Genomic DNA, 13,653 nt, shown 5'->3' on the forward strand with positions numbered 1-13,653 from the left:
GACGGCACGTTCCTGATGCCGGTTGAAGACGTGTTCTCGATCTCGGGTCGCGGCACCGTGGTGACCGGCCGTATCGAACGCGGCATCGTCAAGGTCGGCGAAGAAATCGAAATCGTCGGTATCGTTCCGACGGTCAAGACGACTTGCACGGGCGTGGAAATGTTCCGCAAGCTGCTGGACCAAGGTCAAGCGGGCGACAACGTGGGCATCCTGCTGCGCGGCACCAAGCGTGAAGACGTGCAGCGCGGCCAAGTGCTGGCCAAGCCGGGCTCGATCACCCCGCACACGGACTTCACGTCCGAGGTGTACATCCTGTCCAAGGAAGAAGGCGGCCGTCACACTCCGTTCTTCCAGGGCTATCGTCCCCAGTTCTACTTCCGCACGACGGACGTGACGGGCACGATCGAACTGCCGGCCGACAAGGAAATGGTTCTGCCGGGCGACAACGTGGCCATGACGGTCAAGCTGTTGGCTCCGATCGCCATGGAAGAAGGCCTGCGTTTCGCCATCCGTGAAGGCGGTCGTACCGTCGGCGCCGGCGTCGTCGCCAAGATCCTGAAGTAATCCGGATCACTTAAGCAGCAAACAACCAGCGGGGGTGGCCTCGTCGCCCCCGCCTCTCGTTCTTTAGGAAACGCCATGAAAAACCAAAAGATCCGTATCCGCTTGAAAGCCTTCGATTACAAGCTGATCGATCAATCGGCCGCTGAAATCGTCGACACCGCCAAGCGTACCGGCGCCGTTGTCCGCGGCCCGGTGCCGCTGCCCACGCGTATCCGTCGCTATGACGTCCTGCGCTCGCCGCACGTCAACAAGACGTCGCGTGACCAGTTCGAAATCCGCACGCACCAGCGCCTGATGGACATCGTTGATCCCACCGACAAGACCGTTGACGCCCTGATGCGTCTGGACCTGCCGGCCGGCGTCGACGTTGAAATCGCGCTGCAGTAAGTAAAGCGTATCGGGCCTGCTACCTTCGCCGGCAGGCACGAAAAAGATGGCCGCTTCCTTATGGATGCGGCCATTTTGTTTTTTGGCTGCGTTGCGCGCAACGTTTGCCCAGGGGCGGGCAGTAGTGTTCAACCCGCCTCCGCATGCTGGTTAGCGGGTGCTCACTGCCGCAATCAGGTCCGTCAGGCAGCGCCGCCGCTGCCCACATCCGCCGGGTGTGGCGAAATCGCCCCTTGCAGTGAGGCCAAAGCACGCTAAGTGCTTGTGCTGACTGAAAAAAACATGCTAATATGCCAAGCTTGCCATTTTGTGGCAAGAGCAACTATGGGGAAAAGGCGGGCGGACTCTGCCTGAATTTGAACCAGGTTGAACATAGTCGTAGGGCAAAGGCCGTTACCTTTTGCCTGATTAGCCCCGACCAATCGCAGTCGGGAATGGAGAAAACGATGTCGAATTCGACACCCACGCCCGCCGCTCACCGGCTGGGGCTGGTGGGTCGCAAGGTCGGCATGACCCGCATTTTTACCGAGGAAGGTGAATCCATCCCGGTGACCGTGCTGGACGTGTCGAACAACCGCGTGACCCAAGTTAAGTCGCTGGAAACCGACGGCTACGCCGCGATCCAGGTGGCTTATGGCACTCGTCGTGCCTCGCGTGTGGCTCAGCCGCAAACGGGCCACTACGCCAAAGCCGGCGCTGAAGCCGGTAGCATCCTCAAAGAATTCCGCCTTGATCCCGCTCGCGCCGCTGAATTTGCGGCCGGTTCCGTGATCGCCGTGGAATCGGTGTTCGAAGCCGGCCAACAGGTCGACGTCACGGGCACCACCATTGGTAAAGGCTTCGCCGGTACCATCAAGCGTCACAACTTCGGTTCGCAACGCGCGTCGCACGGTAACTCCCGTTCGCACCGCGTCCCGGGCTCGATTGGTCAAGCACAAGATCCGGGCCGTATTTTCCCGGGTAAGCGCATGGCCGGTCACCTGGGTGATGTCACCCGCACCGTTCAAAACCTCGACGTCGTTCGCGTTGACGTTGAGCGTGGCCTGCTGCTGGTCAAGGGCGCTGTCCCCGGCCACGCTGGCGCCGATATCATCGTGCGCCCGGCCATCAAGGCCCCGGCCAAGAAGGGAGCATAAGTAAATGGATCTCAAGCTCCTGAACGACCAAGGTCAGGCCGCTGCTACGTTCAGCGCACCCGACACCATCTTCGGCCGTGACTTCAACGAAGCGCTGATTCATCAGATCGTGGTGGCTTTCCAAGCCAACGCCCGTTCGGGTAACCGCGCTCAGAAGGATCGCACTGAAGTCAAGCACTCGACCAAGAAGCCCTGGCGCCAGAAGGGTACCGGCCGCGCTCGCGCCGGTATGACTTCGTCGCCGCTGTGGCGTGGCGGTGGTCGGATTTTCCCGAACTCGCCGGAAGAGAACTTCAGCCAGAAGGTCAACAAGAAGATGTACCGCGCCGGGATCCGTTCGATCCTGTCGCAGCTCGCTCGCGAAGACCGCATCGCTGTTGTCGAATCGTTCGATCTGGCATCGCCCAAGACCAAGGACGCAGCTGCAAAGCTGAAGAGCCTGGGCCTGGACTCGGTCCTGATCATCACCGACAGCGTTGATGAAAATGTTTACCTCGCCACCCGCAACCTGCCGCACGTTGCCGTTGTCGAGCCCCGTTATGCCGATCCGTTGTCGCTGGTCCACTACAAGAAAGTGCTGATCACCAAGCCGGCCATCGCTCAACTCGAGGAGATGCTGGGATGAACGCTGAACGCTTGATGCAAGTCATTCTGGCCCCGATCGTGACCGAAAAGGCCACCTTCGTCGCTGAGAAGAATCAGCAAGTCGCTTTCCGTGTCGTGGCTGACGCTACCAAGCCGGAAATCAAGGCTGCCGTCGAACTGCTCTTCAAGGTGCAGGTCGAGTCCGTGCAGGTCCTCAACCGTAAGGGCAAAGTCAAGCGCTTTGGCCGATTCGTTGGCCGTCGTCGCAATGAGCGCAAGGCTTACGTGTCGCTCAAGGACGGCCAGGAAATCGACTTTGCGGAGGTGAAGTAAATGGCCCTCGTAAAAGTTAAGCCGACTTCGGCTGGCCGCCGTGGCATGGTGAAGGTTGTCAGCCCGAACCTGCACAAGGGTGAGCCCTACGCGCCGCTGCTGGAAAAGAAGACCCGTGGTTCTGGCCGTAACAACAACGGTCACATCACGATCCGTCATCGTGGCGGTGGCCACAAGCAGCACTACCGCGTCGTCGACTTCCGTCGCGACAAGGACGGCATCCCGGCAAAGGTCGAGCGTCTGGAATATGACCCCAACCGTACGGCGCACATCGCTCTGCTGTGCTACGCCGACGGCGAACGTCGTTACATCATCGCTCCGCGCGGTCTGGAAGTTGGCGCCACGCTGCTGTCGGGCGTCGAAGCCCCGATCCGCGCTGGCAACACGCTGCCGATCCGCAACATCCCGGTGGGTACGACGATTCACTGCGTCGAAATGCTGCCTGGCAAGGGTGCTCAGATGGTCCGTTCGGCCGGCGCTTCCGCCGTCCTGCTGGCTCGCGAAGGCATCTACGCTCAAGTGCGTCTGCGCTCCGGTGAAGTCCGCCGTGTGCACATCGAATGCCGCGCCACCATCGGTGAAGTCGGTAACGAAGAACACAGCCTGCGCCAAATCGGCAAGGCCGGTGCAATGCGTTGGCGCGGTATCCGCCCGACGGTTCGTGGCGTTGCCATGAACCCGGTGGATCACCCGCACGGTGGCGGCGAAGGCCGTACCGGTGAAGCACGCGAACCGGTCAGCCCGTGGGGCACCCCGGCGAAGGGTTTCAAGACCCGTCGCAACAAGCGGACGAACAATATGATCGTCCAACGGCGCAAGCGCAAGTAAGAGGCGAACACTATGTCACGTTCGATCAAGAAAGGCCCGTTTGTCGATGCTCACCTGATCAAAAAGGTGGACACGGCCGTCGCGGGCAAAGACAAGAAGCCGATCAAGACCTGGTCGCGTCGCTCCACGATCCTGCCCGAGTTCATCGGTCTGACGATCGCTGTGCACAACGGCAAGCAGCACGTTCCCGTTTACATCAACGAGAACATGGTCGGTCACAAGCTGGGCGAGTTCGCGCTGACCCGTACGTTCAAGGGGCACGCCGCGGACAAGAAGGCGAAGAGGTAAGCGATGGAAACTACTGCCATTATCCGTGGGGTTCACATCTCCGCTCAAAAGACCCGACTGGTTGCGGACCTGATCCGCGGCAAGTCCGTCTCGCAAGCGCTGAACATCCTCACCTTCTCGCCGAAGAAGGCTGCCGTCATCCTGAAGAAGGCTGTCGAGTCCGCCATCGCCAACGCCGAGCACAACGACGGCGCCGACATCGACGAACTGAAAGTCACCACGATTTTTGTGGACAAGGCTCAGTCGATGAAGCGCTTCTCCGCTCGCGCCAAGGGCCGCGGCAACCGTATCGAGAAGCAGACCTGCCACATCACGGTCAAGGTCGGAGCTTAAGGAGTCACGATGGGTCAGAAAATTCACCCCACTGGGTTCCGTCTCGCGGTCACCCGTAATTGGTCCTCGCGTTGGTTCGCCGACGACAAGGCCTTCGGCACGATGCTGGCCGAAGACATTCGCGTTCGCGAGTACCTGAAGAAGAAGCTCAAGAGCGCCTCCGTCGGTCGCGTGATCATCGAGCGTCCCGCCAAGAATGCCCGCATCACTGTCTACTCGGCTCGTCCGGGCGTGGTGATCGGCAAGCGCGGCGAAGACATCGAAAGCCTGAAGGCTGATCTGCAGCGCCTGATGGGCGTGCCTGTGCACGTCAACATCGAAGAAATCCGCAAGCCGGAAACCGATGCTCAACTGATCGCCGACTCGATCTCGCAACAGCTCGAGAAGCGCATCATGTTCCGTCGCGCCATGAAGCGCGCGATGCAGAACGCCATGCGTCTGGGTGCCCAAGGCATCAAGATCATGAGCTCGGGCCGTCTGAACGGTATCGAAATTGCTCGCACCGAGTGGTATCGCGAAGGCCGTGTGCCGCTGCACACCCTCAAGGCCAACATCGACTACGGCACCTCCGAAGCCCACACGACCTATGGCGTGATCGGCATCAAGGTCTGGGTCTACAAGGGCGACATGCTGGCTAACGGCGAATTGCCGCCGGAAACCGCTGCCCCGCGCGAAGAAGAACGTCGTCCGCGCCGCGCTCCGCGTGGTGATCGTCCGGACGGTGCTCGCACCGGTCGTCCGGGTGGTCGTGGTCGTGGTGGTCCCCGCAAGGCGGACGCTGCTCCGGCGCCTGAAGGAGAATAACCATGCTGCAACCCTCTCGCAGAAAGTATCGCAAAGAGCAGAAGGGCCGCAACACCGGTCTGGCGACCCGTGGTACCCACGTGTCGTTCGGCGAATACGGTCTGAAGGCCACCGGCCGTGGCCGTCTGACCGCTCGCCAGATCGAAGCTGCTCGTCGTGCCATCAATCGTCACATCAAGCGTGGCGGCCGTATCTGGATCCGCATTTTCCCGGATAAGCCCATCTCGCAGAAGCCTGCCGAAGTCCGTATGGGTAACGGTAAGGGCAACCCGGAGTACTGGGTCGCTGAAATTCAGCCCGGCAAGGTGCTCTACGAAATGGAAGGGGTTAGCGAAGAGCTCGCGCGTGAAGCTTTCCGCCTGGCCGCTGCCAAGCTGCCGATTTCGACCACGTTCGTCGCGCGTCATATCGGTGCTTAAGGAGTACTAACATGAAAGCTAGCGAACTCCGTTCGAAAGACGCCGCCGAGCTCGGCAAAGAGCTCGAAAGCCTGCTGAAGGCACAATTCGGTCTGCGTATGCAGAAGGCCACGCAGCAACTGGCCAACACCAGCCAGCTGCGCAACGTGCGTCGCGACATTGCGCGCGTTCGTACCTTGCTGACCGAGAAGGCAGGGAAATAAAGATGAGCGAAACTCAAAACACCCAAGTGGCCAAGCGCCAGCGCACGCTGGTTGGCAAGGTCGTCAGCAACAAGATGGACAAGACTGTCGTCGTGCTCGTTGAGCGCCGCGTCAAGCACCCCATCTTCGGCAAGATCATCATGCGTTCCGCGAAGTACAAGGCGCACGATGAATCGAACCAGTACAACGAAGGCGATACGGTTGAAATCGCTGAAGGCCGTCCCATCTCGCGCTCGAAGTCGTGGCGCGTGGTGCGTCTGGTTGAAGCCGCACGTATCATCTAAGTAAAGCAGTCCATTGGAACGGTCCGCCGTTCTGATATAAGACGGCAAGGGATAAAACCCTTGCCGTTTTTTTTCGCCCGAACTTTTTGTGTCGAACCCAGGAATCAGGACAATGCGCGGTTTCATGAACGCGGCCCGGCTTGGCTTGTTGATGGCGTGCGCCTGGATGGCGGCGCCTCCGCTTGGCGCGCAAACGCGGCAGGAGTCACCGCCGGCGCAGGATCCCGCGGCCTTGGGCCGGGCCTTGCTCGATGCCGGTCCCGATGCGCGGGTGCGCCTGGACGGGTTGTCGCGTGATCATGCGGCGATCTTTGGTACAGAGGATGCGAATGAGCAAGCGTTGGTGGACCAGGAACGCGCCATCGGGGAACGCAGGGAGCAGATGCGAGTGCTGGAAAAGCTGCTCAGCGAGAAACCTGCGGCTGACCCGCATCCGCCCGCGATGATCCCTTTGAATCCTGGCGCAAACATGACCATGCCGAGCTTGGCGCCGACCCCGTCCGGCTCGCAGCTGAACCGGGGTTCCCTGGACACGCGCCGCAGCCTGGACGAAATGCAGCGGCGAGTTGACGGTTTGCGGCGCGACGCGGATGCGCTGAGTCAACGCGGCCGTTGATGACGGCAGGCTTCAGTGGCGCCCGGCCAGTTCCCGCAGCCGCCCCGCGATGCCCGTAGGGAAGTAGTACACCGACACCACGAACAGGATCCCCAGCCACAGCAGCCACCGATCCGGCTCGAACAACAGCGCCAAGGGCGCCACGCCCGACACCGCATCGTGGATAACGTGCAGGCCGTCCTGCAGATAGCTCTGCGCGAAGACGAACAGGCTGGCGCCCACCACGGCGCCATACATGGTGCCCATGCCGCCTATCACCAGCATCAGCAGGATGTTGAGCATGATCTCGAACGACAGCGAGGTATCCGGGCCGTTGTAGCGCAACCAGAGCGCATACATGGCGCCCGCCAGCGTGGCGAAGGCCGCCGCCAGCAGGTTGGACAGGCTGCGGTACAGCACGGTGCGGTAGCCGATGGCTTCCGCACGGAACGGGTTTTCGCGGATAGCCTGCAGTACGCGGCCGAACGGCGAATTCACGATGCGCAGCAACAGCAGGAACAGCACCACGCAGACCGCGGCGATCAGGTAATAGGTGATGATGCGGCCGTCCACCGTCACGCCGAAGATCTGTTCGGAGAAGGGCCGAAAGGCCGGCCGCAGCATCTGCGGCACCTTGAAATTCAGGCCGTCCTCGCCGCCCGTCAGGTCGGACAACTGCGACACCAATGTCTGAAACGCCGCGGCCACCGCCAGCGTGATCATGGCGTAGAAGATGGCGCGCACGCGCAGGCTGGCCAGGCCGATCAGCAGGGCGAACGCGAGCGATACCACCAGTCCGCCGCCCAGGCCCACGAATACCGCGGCCCAGCCCGGTTCCATGCGTATGCTGGCGATCGCCACGCCATACGCGCCGATGCCGAAGAACATGGTGTGCGCGAAGCTGACGATGCCGGTGTATCCCAGCAGCAGGTCGTAGCTGGCCACGAGGATCACGAACACCAGGATCTTGGCGGCCACCGCCAGCGACTTGGGACCGGGAAAGAGAAAGGGCGCGGCGGCAAGCAGGGCGACGATGGCGATCAGCGCCAGGGCCAGCAGCGTGCTGCGGGGGGGATCGCCGGAGAGCAGGCGTACGGACATGTCGGCGATTCCTAGCGATTCGTGACCGGGTACACGCCCTGCGGACGCCACAACAAGATGGCGACCATCAGCGCAATATTCGAGAACAGGGCGGCCTTGGGCAGCAGGAAGCCGGTGTAGTTGGCCATCAGCCCGACCAGCAGCGCGCCGATCAGGCAGCCCACGGTGGAGCCCAGGCCGCCGATCATGATGACGATGAAGATCAGCACGTTCACCTGCGCGCCCAGTTGCGGCACGATCGATTGCTGATACATGCCCCACAGCACGCCGCCCAGTCCCGCCAGCATCGAGCCGGCGACGAACACGCCCACGAACAGATGGCGGATGCGGTAGCCCAGGCTTTCCACCATTTCGCGGTCCTCGACGCCTGCGCGGATCAAGAGGCCCAGCTTGGTGCGGTTGAGCAGCCACAGCATGCCGCCCAGCACCAGCAGCCCCGTCAACAGGGCGACGATGCGGAATTTCTCGATGGCGGCATCGCCCAGCAGGAAGGCCCCGCGCAGCGCTTCGGGCAGCGGCAGCGAAATCGTCTGTGGGCCCCACAGCATCTTGATGATCTCTTCGCCGATGATCATGCCGCCCATGGTGATCAGGATCTGTTTCAGATGCTGCCCATAGACGGGGCGCACGATCACGCGCTCGAACGCCAGGCCCACGGCGCCCGCGACCAGCATGCCGACGATCATCGCAGGCAGCACGGCGCCCAGGTTGATCCACAGGCTGCCGGATTGCGTCCAATCGGCCATGGCGCCCAGCACCGTGGCAGCCATATAGGCGCCGATGGCGATGAACAATCCATGCCCGAAGTTCAGCACGTCCATCAGGCCGAACACCAGCGTCATGCCGGAGGCCACGATGAAGATGATCATGCCCATGGCCAGCCCCGCCAGGGTCAGGGTGACCCAGGTGGAGAGGGAACCCACCAGGGGCAGGGCCAGCGCGGCCAGGGCCAGCACCAGCAGGACCGGGCGCAGGTCCGCGCGCACGCGCGGCAGCGGGGTATCGATTTCGAGCGTGCTCATTGGTGGCTTCCCAGCGACAGGCCCAGGAGGCGCGTCTGTAGTTCGTCGTCCGAGGCCAGCTCGGCCATGCCGCCCGCGTGGACGACGCGACCGTTGTCCATCACGGCGACGTGATCGCCGACCAGGCGCGCGAAGTTGAAGTTCTGCTCGACCAGCAGGATGGTGGTGGACGCCTGCTTCAGTTCGATGAAGGCGTCGATCATGTTCTGGATGATGGCGGGCGCCAGGCCCTTGCTGGGTTCATCCACCAGCAGCAGCCGGCGCGGCTCGATGATGGCGCGCGCGACCGCCAGCATCTGCTTCTGTCCGCCCGAGAGCTTGCCGGCGGGATGCAGCCAGAACTTCCTCAGCGCCGGAAAGAATCCGAAGATCCACTCCAGCCTTGCGGTATCCAGCTGGCTGGCGTTGCGGGCCTGGCGCGCCGCCAGCAGGATGTTTTCCTTCACCGACAGGTCGGCGAAGATGCCCATGTTCTCCGGCACGTAAGCCATGCCCATGCGCGCCATGTCGGGCGGCGAGGTGCGCGTGCCCGGGCCGCCGACGGGCGCGCCGTCGAAGTTCACCTGGCCTTGCGACGCGCGCCACAATCCCATGATGGTGCGCAGCGTGGTGGTCTTGCCGGCGCCATTGCGGCCCAGCAGCATGGTCACGGCCGCGGGCGGAACGGCGAGATCCACGCCGTGCAGGATGTGGTACGCGCCGATGTGCGTGTGCACGTCCTTCAGTTCCAGCAGCGCTTGCGTCATGCCGGCTTCTCCGTCGGGGTGACGCCCAGATAGGCCTGCTGCACAATGGGCGAGGCGATCACCGTAGCAGGGGCGCCATCGGCCATCAGCTGGCCGTTGTGCAGCACCACGATGCGGTCCGCCAATTCGCGCACCACGTCCATCTTGTGCTCCACCAGCAGAATCGTTTTGCTCGGGTCGTTCTTGATTTCGCGGATCAGCTCCAGCACCACGGGCACATCGTCCACGCTCATGCCTGCCGTCGGCTCGTCGAACATGAATACCTGCGGCTCCAGGGCGATCAGCATGGCGATCTCCAGCTTGCGCTGGTCGCCATGCGGCAGGTCGGCGGCGGACTGGTCGCGGCGCGCGGACAGGCGGGTGCGTTCGAGCAGGGTATCGGCGCGTTCGATCAGGCCGCGATCGTCGCTCCAGGTGCGCCAGAACCGGATCTGGCGCCAGCCCATGCCTTGCTGGCGGGACTGCAAAGCCAGCCGCACGTTCTCGTGCACGCTCAGGCGTGGGAACAGCTGGGTCAGCTGAAAGGCGCGGCCCAGCCCCGCATGCATGCGTGCGGGCGCGGCCAGCGAGGTCAGGTCGCGCCCGTTCAGGCGCACCGTCCCGGCGCTGGCGCGCAGCTGGCCGGAGATCAAGTTGAAGTAGGTGGTCTTGCCCGCACCGTTCGGGCCGACAATGGCGGTCAGGGTGCCAGGCGCATAACTGCAGCTGACTTCGTTGACGGCCACATGTCCGCCGAAACGGATCGTGAGCGATTGGGTTTCCAGCATGGATGGGCAGCGGGATCAGCGTTTGTTCTGGATCGGCACCGACATCTGGTCCGGCGTGATTTCCTTGACCAGGTCCTGCACCGCCCAAGGCACCGACGGATCGTTCTTGATGCGGAAGTGGTACATGGACTGCATGGCCTGGTGGTCCTCGGGGCGGAAGGTCATCTTGCCCTTGGGCGTATCGAAGCTCATGCCTTCCATGGCCTTGATCAGCGTGTCGGTATCGGAGTCGCCCTTGGTCTTGGCCAGCGCGGTCGCGATCGCGATGCCCGAGGCCATGCCGCCCGCGGTGAAGAAGTCCGGCGGCTGGCCATAGCGCTTCTGGTGTTCCGCCACCAGCCAGTCATTGATCGGATTCTTGGGAATGCCGTAGTAGTAATAGGTGGCGCCTTCCATGCCGGCCAGCGACTTCAGCGGCGTCATGGCGGCCAGCGTGTTGCCGCCCGTGGCGATCTCGATGCCGAAGCGCTTGGGATCCAGGTCGGCGATCTTGAACGGATTGCCCGCGCCCGCCCACAGGATGAAGATGATCTTGCGGCCTGGCTTGTCTTTCAGCGCATCGAACAGGCGTTGGGCGCCGGCGGTGAAGTCGGTGGCGTTGGCCGGCAGGTATTCCTCATGCACGATCTTGGCGTTCTTCAAGGCGCCCTTGAATGCCTTCACGCCATCGCGGCCGAAGGCATAGTCCTGCGCCAGCATGGCAATCGAGGTGCCGGCCTGGTCGAAGGCGACTGCGTTGGCGATGGCGTCCTGCGACGAATTACGGCCAGTGCGGAAGATGTACTTGTTCCACTTGTCGCCGGTGATCGAATCCGCCACGGCGGGTTCGACCAGCAGGATCTTCTCGTATTCCTCGGCGATGGGCAGCATGGCCAGCGCGACGCCGGACGAGGTCGGGCCCACGGCGATGTCGGCGTTGTCGTCGGCGTAGGCCGAGGCCAGCTGGGCGCGCGCCACGTCGGGCTTGCCCTGGTTGTCCTTTTCAATGACGCGGATCTTGCGGCCGGCGACCGTCATGGTGCCTTGCGTCGCATATTCCAGCCCCAGCATCAGGCCGTTCTGGGTCTGTTTGGCATAGGCTTCGAGGGGGCCGGTCTTGTCGTAGACGTGGGCCACGACGAAGTCTTTTGCCGCTATCGCGGAATTCATGCAGAGGCCGGCGAGCGCGGCGAGCAGGACGCGTTTCATGGGAGTCTCCTGTTATTGGGGGCGGTGATCCGCCGTGTGGTCCGGCGTGGCAAGGAATAGTCGGATGGCGTCGATCTGGGGGGCGACGTTCAGAGCAGGGGCATGGCCGCAATCGGGGAAGTCGATGCGCTGCGCGCAGGGTCCGCGGCGGGTCATGGCATCGGCAACCTCGGGCAGCAGCAGGTCCGAATCGGCGCCGCGCAGCAGCAACAGCGGCATGCGCAGCGAGTCATAGCCGCTCCAGCGGTCGTAGTCGGCGGGATGGTTGCTGAACTGGCCGACGATGGCCGGATCGTAGTGCAGGGTGATGCGTCCGTCCGGCAGCCGGCGCACCGAGGTTTCGGCCATCCGGCGCCATTGCTCGTCGCTCTGCCAGCCGTAGGGCTTGTAGGCGACGCGCAGCCAGGCTTCCAGTTCCGTGACCGTGTCAAAAGCCGGCGGCGCGCCGACGTAGGCCACGATGCGGTCGATGGCGGCTTGCGGCAGCTCCGGGCCGATGTCATTGACGACCAGATGCGAGATCCGGTCGCGCAAGGTGGTGGCGGCGGCGTGCATGCCGGTGGCGCCGCCCATGGACGTTCCCACCCAGCGCACGCGCGCCAGCGACAACCCGTCCACCAGGGCGCGGGCCAGCGTGGCATAGAAATCCAGCTGGTACTCGGCAACCGGGTCGGGGCTCCATTGCGACAGGCCGCGGCCGATCGCATCCGGGCAGATGATGCGGTAGTCATCCGCCAGCGCCTGGGCCAGGTCGTCAAAGTCGCGGCCGGTGCGGGCCAGCCCATGCCACATGATGACGGGGGGCGCGTCGGCGGCGCCCCATTCGGTGTAGTGCAGCTCGCGGCCTGCGCAGCGCAGGTAGCGCGAAGCCGGCGCGTGGCGGCCGGCCGCTGTGGGCGCTGGTGCCATGAGTCTCCTCCTCCCGGGTTGTCCAGGTTGTGTGCTTATCGGGCTGAATATAGACTTGCGCCAAGCGCGCCTTCAAGGCGCCGGACGCCCCGCAGCAGGGTGAGTCAAGAATATGTAGACGCAGGATCACGAGCGCCCGGCCGCGGCGCCGGCGTCCAAGGAGACCGAGCCATGTCCGATACGGAATTCGCCATTTCGGCCAGCGCCAGCGCTGACCGGCGCGACGAATGGCGCGCGGCGTTGTCGCACGCGTTCGGTCCGTTCGAGGTGCATCGCGGCCGGCCCGACAGTTTCGCCGGACATGTGCGCTACGCGCGCCGGGGCAGCCTGCAGTTCAACGACCTGCATTACCAGGGCCAGAAGCTGGAGCGCACCACCGGCAACGTGTCGCGCCTGGACCAGGAGTTCTATACCTTCGGCCTGCCGCTGGCAGGACCTCTGGCCGTGCAGCAGCAGGGGCGGGAATTCCAGGTTGAACCTGGCTGCGTCTACCTGATGAACCAGAGCCTGCCTTATCAGGCCACGGCGCAGGGTGCGTCGGGTTACCGCAGCCTGAGCGTATCGTTTCCGCGTAGCGCATTGCTGCAGCGCGATTCCCGCATCGGCGCTTTCTACAAGCTGCGCGTCGATGACGGCTCGCCGCGCGGCGCCTTGCTGGCCAGCTACATGGACCACCTGTTCAAGGGCGTGGACGGCTGGTCGGACCTTGAAGCCTCGGAACTCGGCGAGCGCCTGATCGACTTGATCGTGTTGTTCCTGGTGCAGTCGGGTCAGGGGCACGCGTCGGAGTCGGACAGCAGCGTCACGCTGGCGCACCGCCAGCGCGTGCTGGCCTACATCCGCCAGCATCTGGCGGATCCGGCGCTGTCGCCGCAACAGGTGGCGCAGGGCTGCGGCTTGTCCGTGGCTTACCTGCATCGCATCCTGCGCGCGGGCGGCCTGTCGGTGGAATCCTTCATTTTCGATCAGCGGCTCGACAAGTGCCGCGCACTGCTGCTGAATCCGCAGCATAGCCACCGCAGCATCGCCGAACTGGCCTACCAGGTGGGCTTCTCGCATCCCTCGCATTTCAGCCGGCTGTTCAAGCGCCGCTTCGGCATGACGCCGCGCGATCTGCGGGCGAGTTCCTGACGAGCCCTCTGTCGGCTCCGCTTGGCGTTC

The 13,653-nt window shown here is 63.5% G+C and carries 20 protein-coding genes; 14 read left to right on the forward strand and 6 right to left on the reverse strand.

What is annotated here, in order from left to right:
- The 13 genes from AC3WOB_RS00005 to AC3WOB_RS00065 all read left to right on the forward strand — a co-directional run.
- Nucleotides 1-564 (forward strand): EF-Tu C-terminal domain-related protein (locus tag AC3WOB_RS00005; RefSeq protein ID WP_492273834.1); only part of this gene is annotated, 564 nt, incomplete at its 5' end.
- Nucleotides 565-639: 75 nt separating this feature from the next.
- On the forward strand, nt 640-951 hold the full coding sequence (rpsJ, locus tag AC3WOB_RS00010; RefSeq protein WP_003806903.1) for a 30S ribosomal protein S10: 312 nt from the start codon (nt 640-642) through the stop codon (nt 949-951).
- A gap of 446 nt (nt 952-1,397) precedes the next feature.
- Nucleotides 1,398-2,087 carry a 50S ribosomal protein L3 gene (gene rplC / locus AC3WOB_RS00015; protein ID WP_013397020.1) on the forward strand — a complete coding sequence of 230 codons (690 nt, stop codon included), beginning with the start codon at nt 1,398-1,400 and terminating at the stop codon, nt 2,085-2,087.
- A 4-nt stretch (nt 2,088-2,091) separates the two neighbouring features.
- Nucleotides 2,092-2,712 (forward strand): 50S ribosomal protein L4, encoded by a 621-nt coding sequence (gene rplD / locus AC3WOB_RS00020; protein WP_013397019.1) that lies wholly within the window; start codon nt 2,092-2,094, stop codon nt 2,710-2,712.
- Nucleotides 2,709-3,005, forward strand: coding sequence for a 50S ribosomal protein L23 (rplW, locus tag AC3WOB_RS00025; protein ID WP_006216557.1), 297 nt, complete (start codon nt 2,709-2,711; stop codon nt 3,003-3,005). Before rplD ends, rplW begins: the two co-directional genes overlap by 4 nt.
- Complete coding sequence (gene rplB / locus AC3WOB_RS00030) at nt 3,006-3,833, forward strand: 50S ribosomal protein L2 (RefSeq protein WP_013397018.1); 828 nt, start codon at nt 3,006-3,008, stop codon at nt 3,831-3,833.
- A 12-nt stretch (nt 3,834-3,845) separates the two neighbouring features.
- Nucleotides 3,846-4,121, forward strand: coding sequence for a 30S ribosomal protein S19 (rpsS, locus tag AC3WOB_RS00035; protein WP_006216555.1), 276 nt, complete (start codon nt 3,846-3,848; stop codon nt 4,119-4,121).
- 3 nt (nt 4,122-4,124) lie between these two features.
- Nucleotides 4,125-4,454 (forward strand): 50S ribosomal protein L22, encoded by a 330-nt coding sequence (rplV, locus tag AC3WOB_RS00040; RefSeq protein WP_013397017.1) that lies wholly within the window; start codon nt 4,125-4,127, stop codon nt 4,452-4,454.
- 9 nt (nt 4,455-4,463) lie between these two features.
- Nucleotides 4,464-5,258: a 30S ribosomal protein S3 gene (rpsC, locus tag AC3WOB_RS00045; protein ID WP_006216553.1), complete on the forward strand. Its 795-nt coding sequence runs from the start codon at nt 4,464-4,466 to the stop codon at nt 5,256-5,258.
- Nucleotides 5,259-5,260: 2 nt separating this feature from the next.
- Nucleotides 5,261-5,677: a 50S ribosomal protein L16 gene (gene rplP, locus AC3WOB_RS00050; RefSeq protein ID WP_006392071.1), complete on the forward strand. Its 417-nt coding sequence runs from the start codon at nt 5,261-5,263 to the stop codon at nt 5,675-5,677.
- Nucleotides 5,678-5,688: 11 nt separating this feature from the next.
- Nucleotides 5,689-5,880, forward strand: a complete 192-nt coding sequence (gene rpmC, locus AC3WOB_RS00055; RefSeq protein ID WP_003806912.1) for a 50S ribosomal protein L29 — start codon at nt 5,689-5,691, stop codon at nt 5,878-5,880.
- Nucleotides 5,881-5,882: 2 nt separating this feature from the next.
- Nucleotides 5,883-6,164 carry a 30S ribosomal protein S17 gene (gene rpsQ, locus AC3WOB_RS00060; RefSeq protein ID WP_006216549.1) on the forward strand — a complete coding sequence of 94 codons (282 nt, stop codon included), beginning with the start codon at nt 5,883-5,885 and terminating at the stop codon, nt 6,162-6,164.
- A gap of 112 nt (nt 6,165-6,276) precedes the next feature.
- Entirely contained in the window at nt 6,277-6,780 is a 504-nt protein-coding gene (locus AC3WOB_RS00065; protein ID WP_492273835.1) for a hypothetical protein, read from the forward strand.
- A gap of 12 nt (nt 6,781-6,792) precedes the next feature.
- Here the strand turns inward: AC3WOB_RS00065 and AC3WOB_RS00070 are convergent, their stop codons facing one another.
- From AC3WOB_RS00070 to AC3WOB_RS00095, 6 genes are read right to left on the reverse strand one after another with little or no spacing between them, the layout of a single operon-like run.
- Nucleotides 6,793-7,860, reverse strand: coding sequence for a branched-chain amino acid ABC transporter permease (locus AC3WOB_RS00070; RefSeq protein WP_492273836.1), 1,068 nt, complete (start codon nt 7,858-7,860; stop codon nt 6,793-6,795).
- 11 nt (nt 7,861-7,871) lie between these two features.
- Entirely contained in the window at nt 7,872-8,882 is a 1,011-nt protein-coding gene (locus AC3WOB_RS00075; RefSeq protein WP_013397014.1) for a branched-chain amino acid ABC transporter permease, read from the reverse strand.
- Nucleotides 8,879-9,628, reverse strand: a complete 750-nt coding sequence (locus AC3WOB_RS00080; RefSeq protein WP_492273837.1) for an ABC transporter ATP-binding protein — start codon at nt 9,626-9,628, stop codon at nt 8,879-8,881. The genes AC3WOB_RS00075 and AC3WOB_RS00080 overlap by 4 nt, the downstream gene beginning before the upstream one ends.
- Nucleotides 9,625-10,395 (reverse strand): ABC transporter ATP-binding protein, encoded by a 771-nt coding sequence (locus AC3WOB_RS00085; RefSeq protein ID WP_492273838.1) that lies wholly within the window; start codon nt 10,393-10,395, stop codon nt 9,625-9,627. Before AC3WOB_RS00085 ends, AC3WOB_RS00080 begins: the two co-directional genes overlap by 4 nt.
- Nucleotides 10,396-10,410: 15 nt before the next feature.
- Nucleotides 10,411-11,583 (reverse strand): substrate-binding domain-containing protein, encoded by a 1,173-nt coding sequence (locus tag AC3WOB_RS00090; RefSeq protein ID WP_013397011.1) that lies wholly within the window; start codon nt 11,581-11,583, stop codon nt 10,411-10,413.
- Between the two features lie 12 nt (nt 11,584-11,595).
- Nucleotides 11,596-12,492, reverse strand: coding sequence for an alpha/beta fold hydrolase (locus AC3WOB_RS00095; RefSeq protein WP_492273839.1), 897 nt, complete (start codon nt 12,490-12,492; stop codon nt 11,596-11,598).
- A 171-nt stretch (nt 12,493-12,663) separates the two neighbouring features.
- Here AC3WOB_RS00095 and AC3WOB_RS00100 point away from each other — a divergent pair, with 171 nt between their 5' ends.
- A complete protein-coding gene (locus AC3WOB_RS00100; RefSeq protein WP_013397009.1) occupies nt 12,664-13,623 on the forward strand; it encodes an AraC-like ligand-binding domain-containing protein in 960 nt (319 codons plus the stop codon).
- The last annotated feature ends 30 nt before the right edge of the window (nt 13,624-13,653 follow it).

Source organism: Achromobacter sp. FW305-C-30-7 (genome assembly GCF_058783105.1).

Excerpts from the sequence above, each read along its gene's own strand:
- AC3WOB_RS00070 (WP_492273836.1), bottom strand. The coding sequence starts at position 7,860 with ATGTCCGTACGCCTGCTCTCCGGCGATCCCCCCCGCAGCACGCTGCTG.
- AC3WOB_RS00080 (WP_492273837.1), bottom strand. The coding sequence starts at position 9,628 with ATGACGCAAGCGCTGCTGGAACTGAAGGACGTGCACACGCACATCGGC.
- rplW (WP_006216557.1), top strand. The coding sequence starts at position 2,709 with ATGAACGCTGAACGCTTGATGCAAGTCATTCTGGCCCCGATCGTGACC.
- AC3WOB_RS00085 (WP_492273838.1), bottom strand. The coding sequence starts at position 10,395 with ATGCTGGAAACCCAATCGCTCACGATCCGTTTCGGCGGACATGTGGCC.
- rpsQ (WP_006216549.1), top strand. The coding sequence starts at position 5,883 with ATGAGCGAAACTCAAAACACCCAAGTGGCCAAGCGCCAGCGCACGCTG.
- AC3WOB_RS00075 (WP_013397014.1), bottom strand. The coding sequence starts at position 8,882 with ATGAGCACGCTCGAAATCGATACCCCGCTGCCGCGCGTGCGCGCGGAC.
- rplB (WP_013397018.1), top strand. The coding sequence starts at position 3,006 with ATGGCCCTCGTAAAAGTTAAGCCGACTTCGGCTGGCCGCCGTGGCATG.
- rpsS (WP_006216555.1), top strand. The coding sequence starts at position 3,846 with ATGTCACGTTCGATCAAGAAAGGCCCGTTTGTCGATGCTCACCTGATC.
- AC3WOB_RS00100 (WP_013397009.1), top strand. The coding sequence starts at position 12,664 with ATGTCCGATACGGAATTCGCCATTTCGGCCAGCGCCAGCGCTGACCGG.
- rplP (WP_006392071.1), top strand. The coding sequence starts at position 5,261 with ATGCTGCAACCCTCTCGCAGAAAGTATCGCAAAGAGCAGAAGGGCCGC.
- rplC (WP_013397020.1), top strand. The coding sequence starts at position 1,398 with ATGTCGAATTCGACACCCACGCCCGCCGCTCACCGGCTGGGGCTGGTG.
- AC3WOB_RS00095 (WP_492273839.1), bottom strand. The coding sequence starts at position 12,492 with ATGGCACCAGCGCCCACAGCGGCCGGCCGCCACGCGCCGGCTTCGCGC.
- rpmC (WP_003806912.1), top strand. The coding sequence starts at position 5,689 with ATGAAAGCTAGCGAACTCCGTTCGAAAGACGCCGCCGAGCTCGGCAAA.
- rpsC (WP_006216553.1), top strand. The coding sequence starts at position 4,464 with ATGGGTCAGAAAATTCACCCCACTGGGTTCCGTCTCGCGGTCACCCGT.
- rplV (WP_013397017.1), top strand. The coding sequence starts at position 4,125 with ATGGAAACTACTGCCATTATCCGTGGGGTTCACATCTCCGCTCAAAAG.
- AC3WOB_RS00090 (WP_013397011.1), bottom strand. The coding sequence starts at position 11,583 with ATGAAACGCGTCCTGCTCGCCGCGCTCGCCGGCCTCTGCATGAATTCC.
- AC3WOB_RS00065 (WP_492273835.1), top strand. The coding sequence starts at position 6,277 with ATGCGCGGTTTCATGAACGCGGCCCGGCTTGGCTTGTTGATGGCGTGC.
- rplD (WP_013397019.1), top strand. The coding sequence starts at position 2,092 with ATGGATCTCAAGCTCCTGAACGACCAAGGTCAGGCCGCTGCTACGTTC.
- rpsJ (WP_003806903.1), top strand. The coding sequence starts at position 640 with ATGAAAAACCAAAAGATCCGTATCCGCTTGAAAGCCTTCGATTACAAG.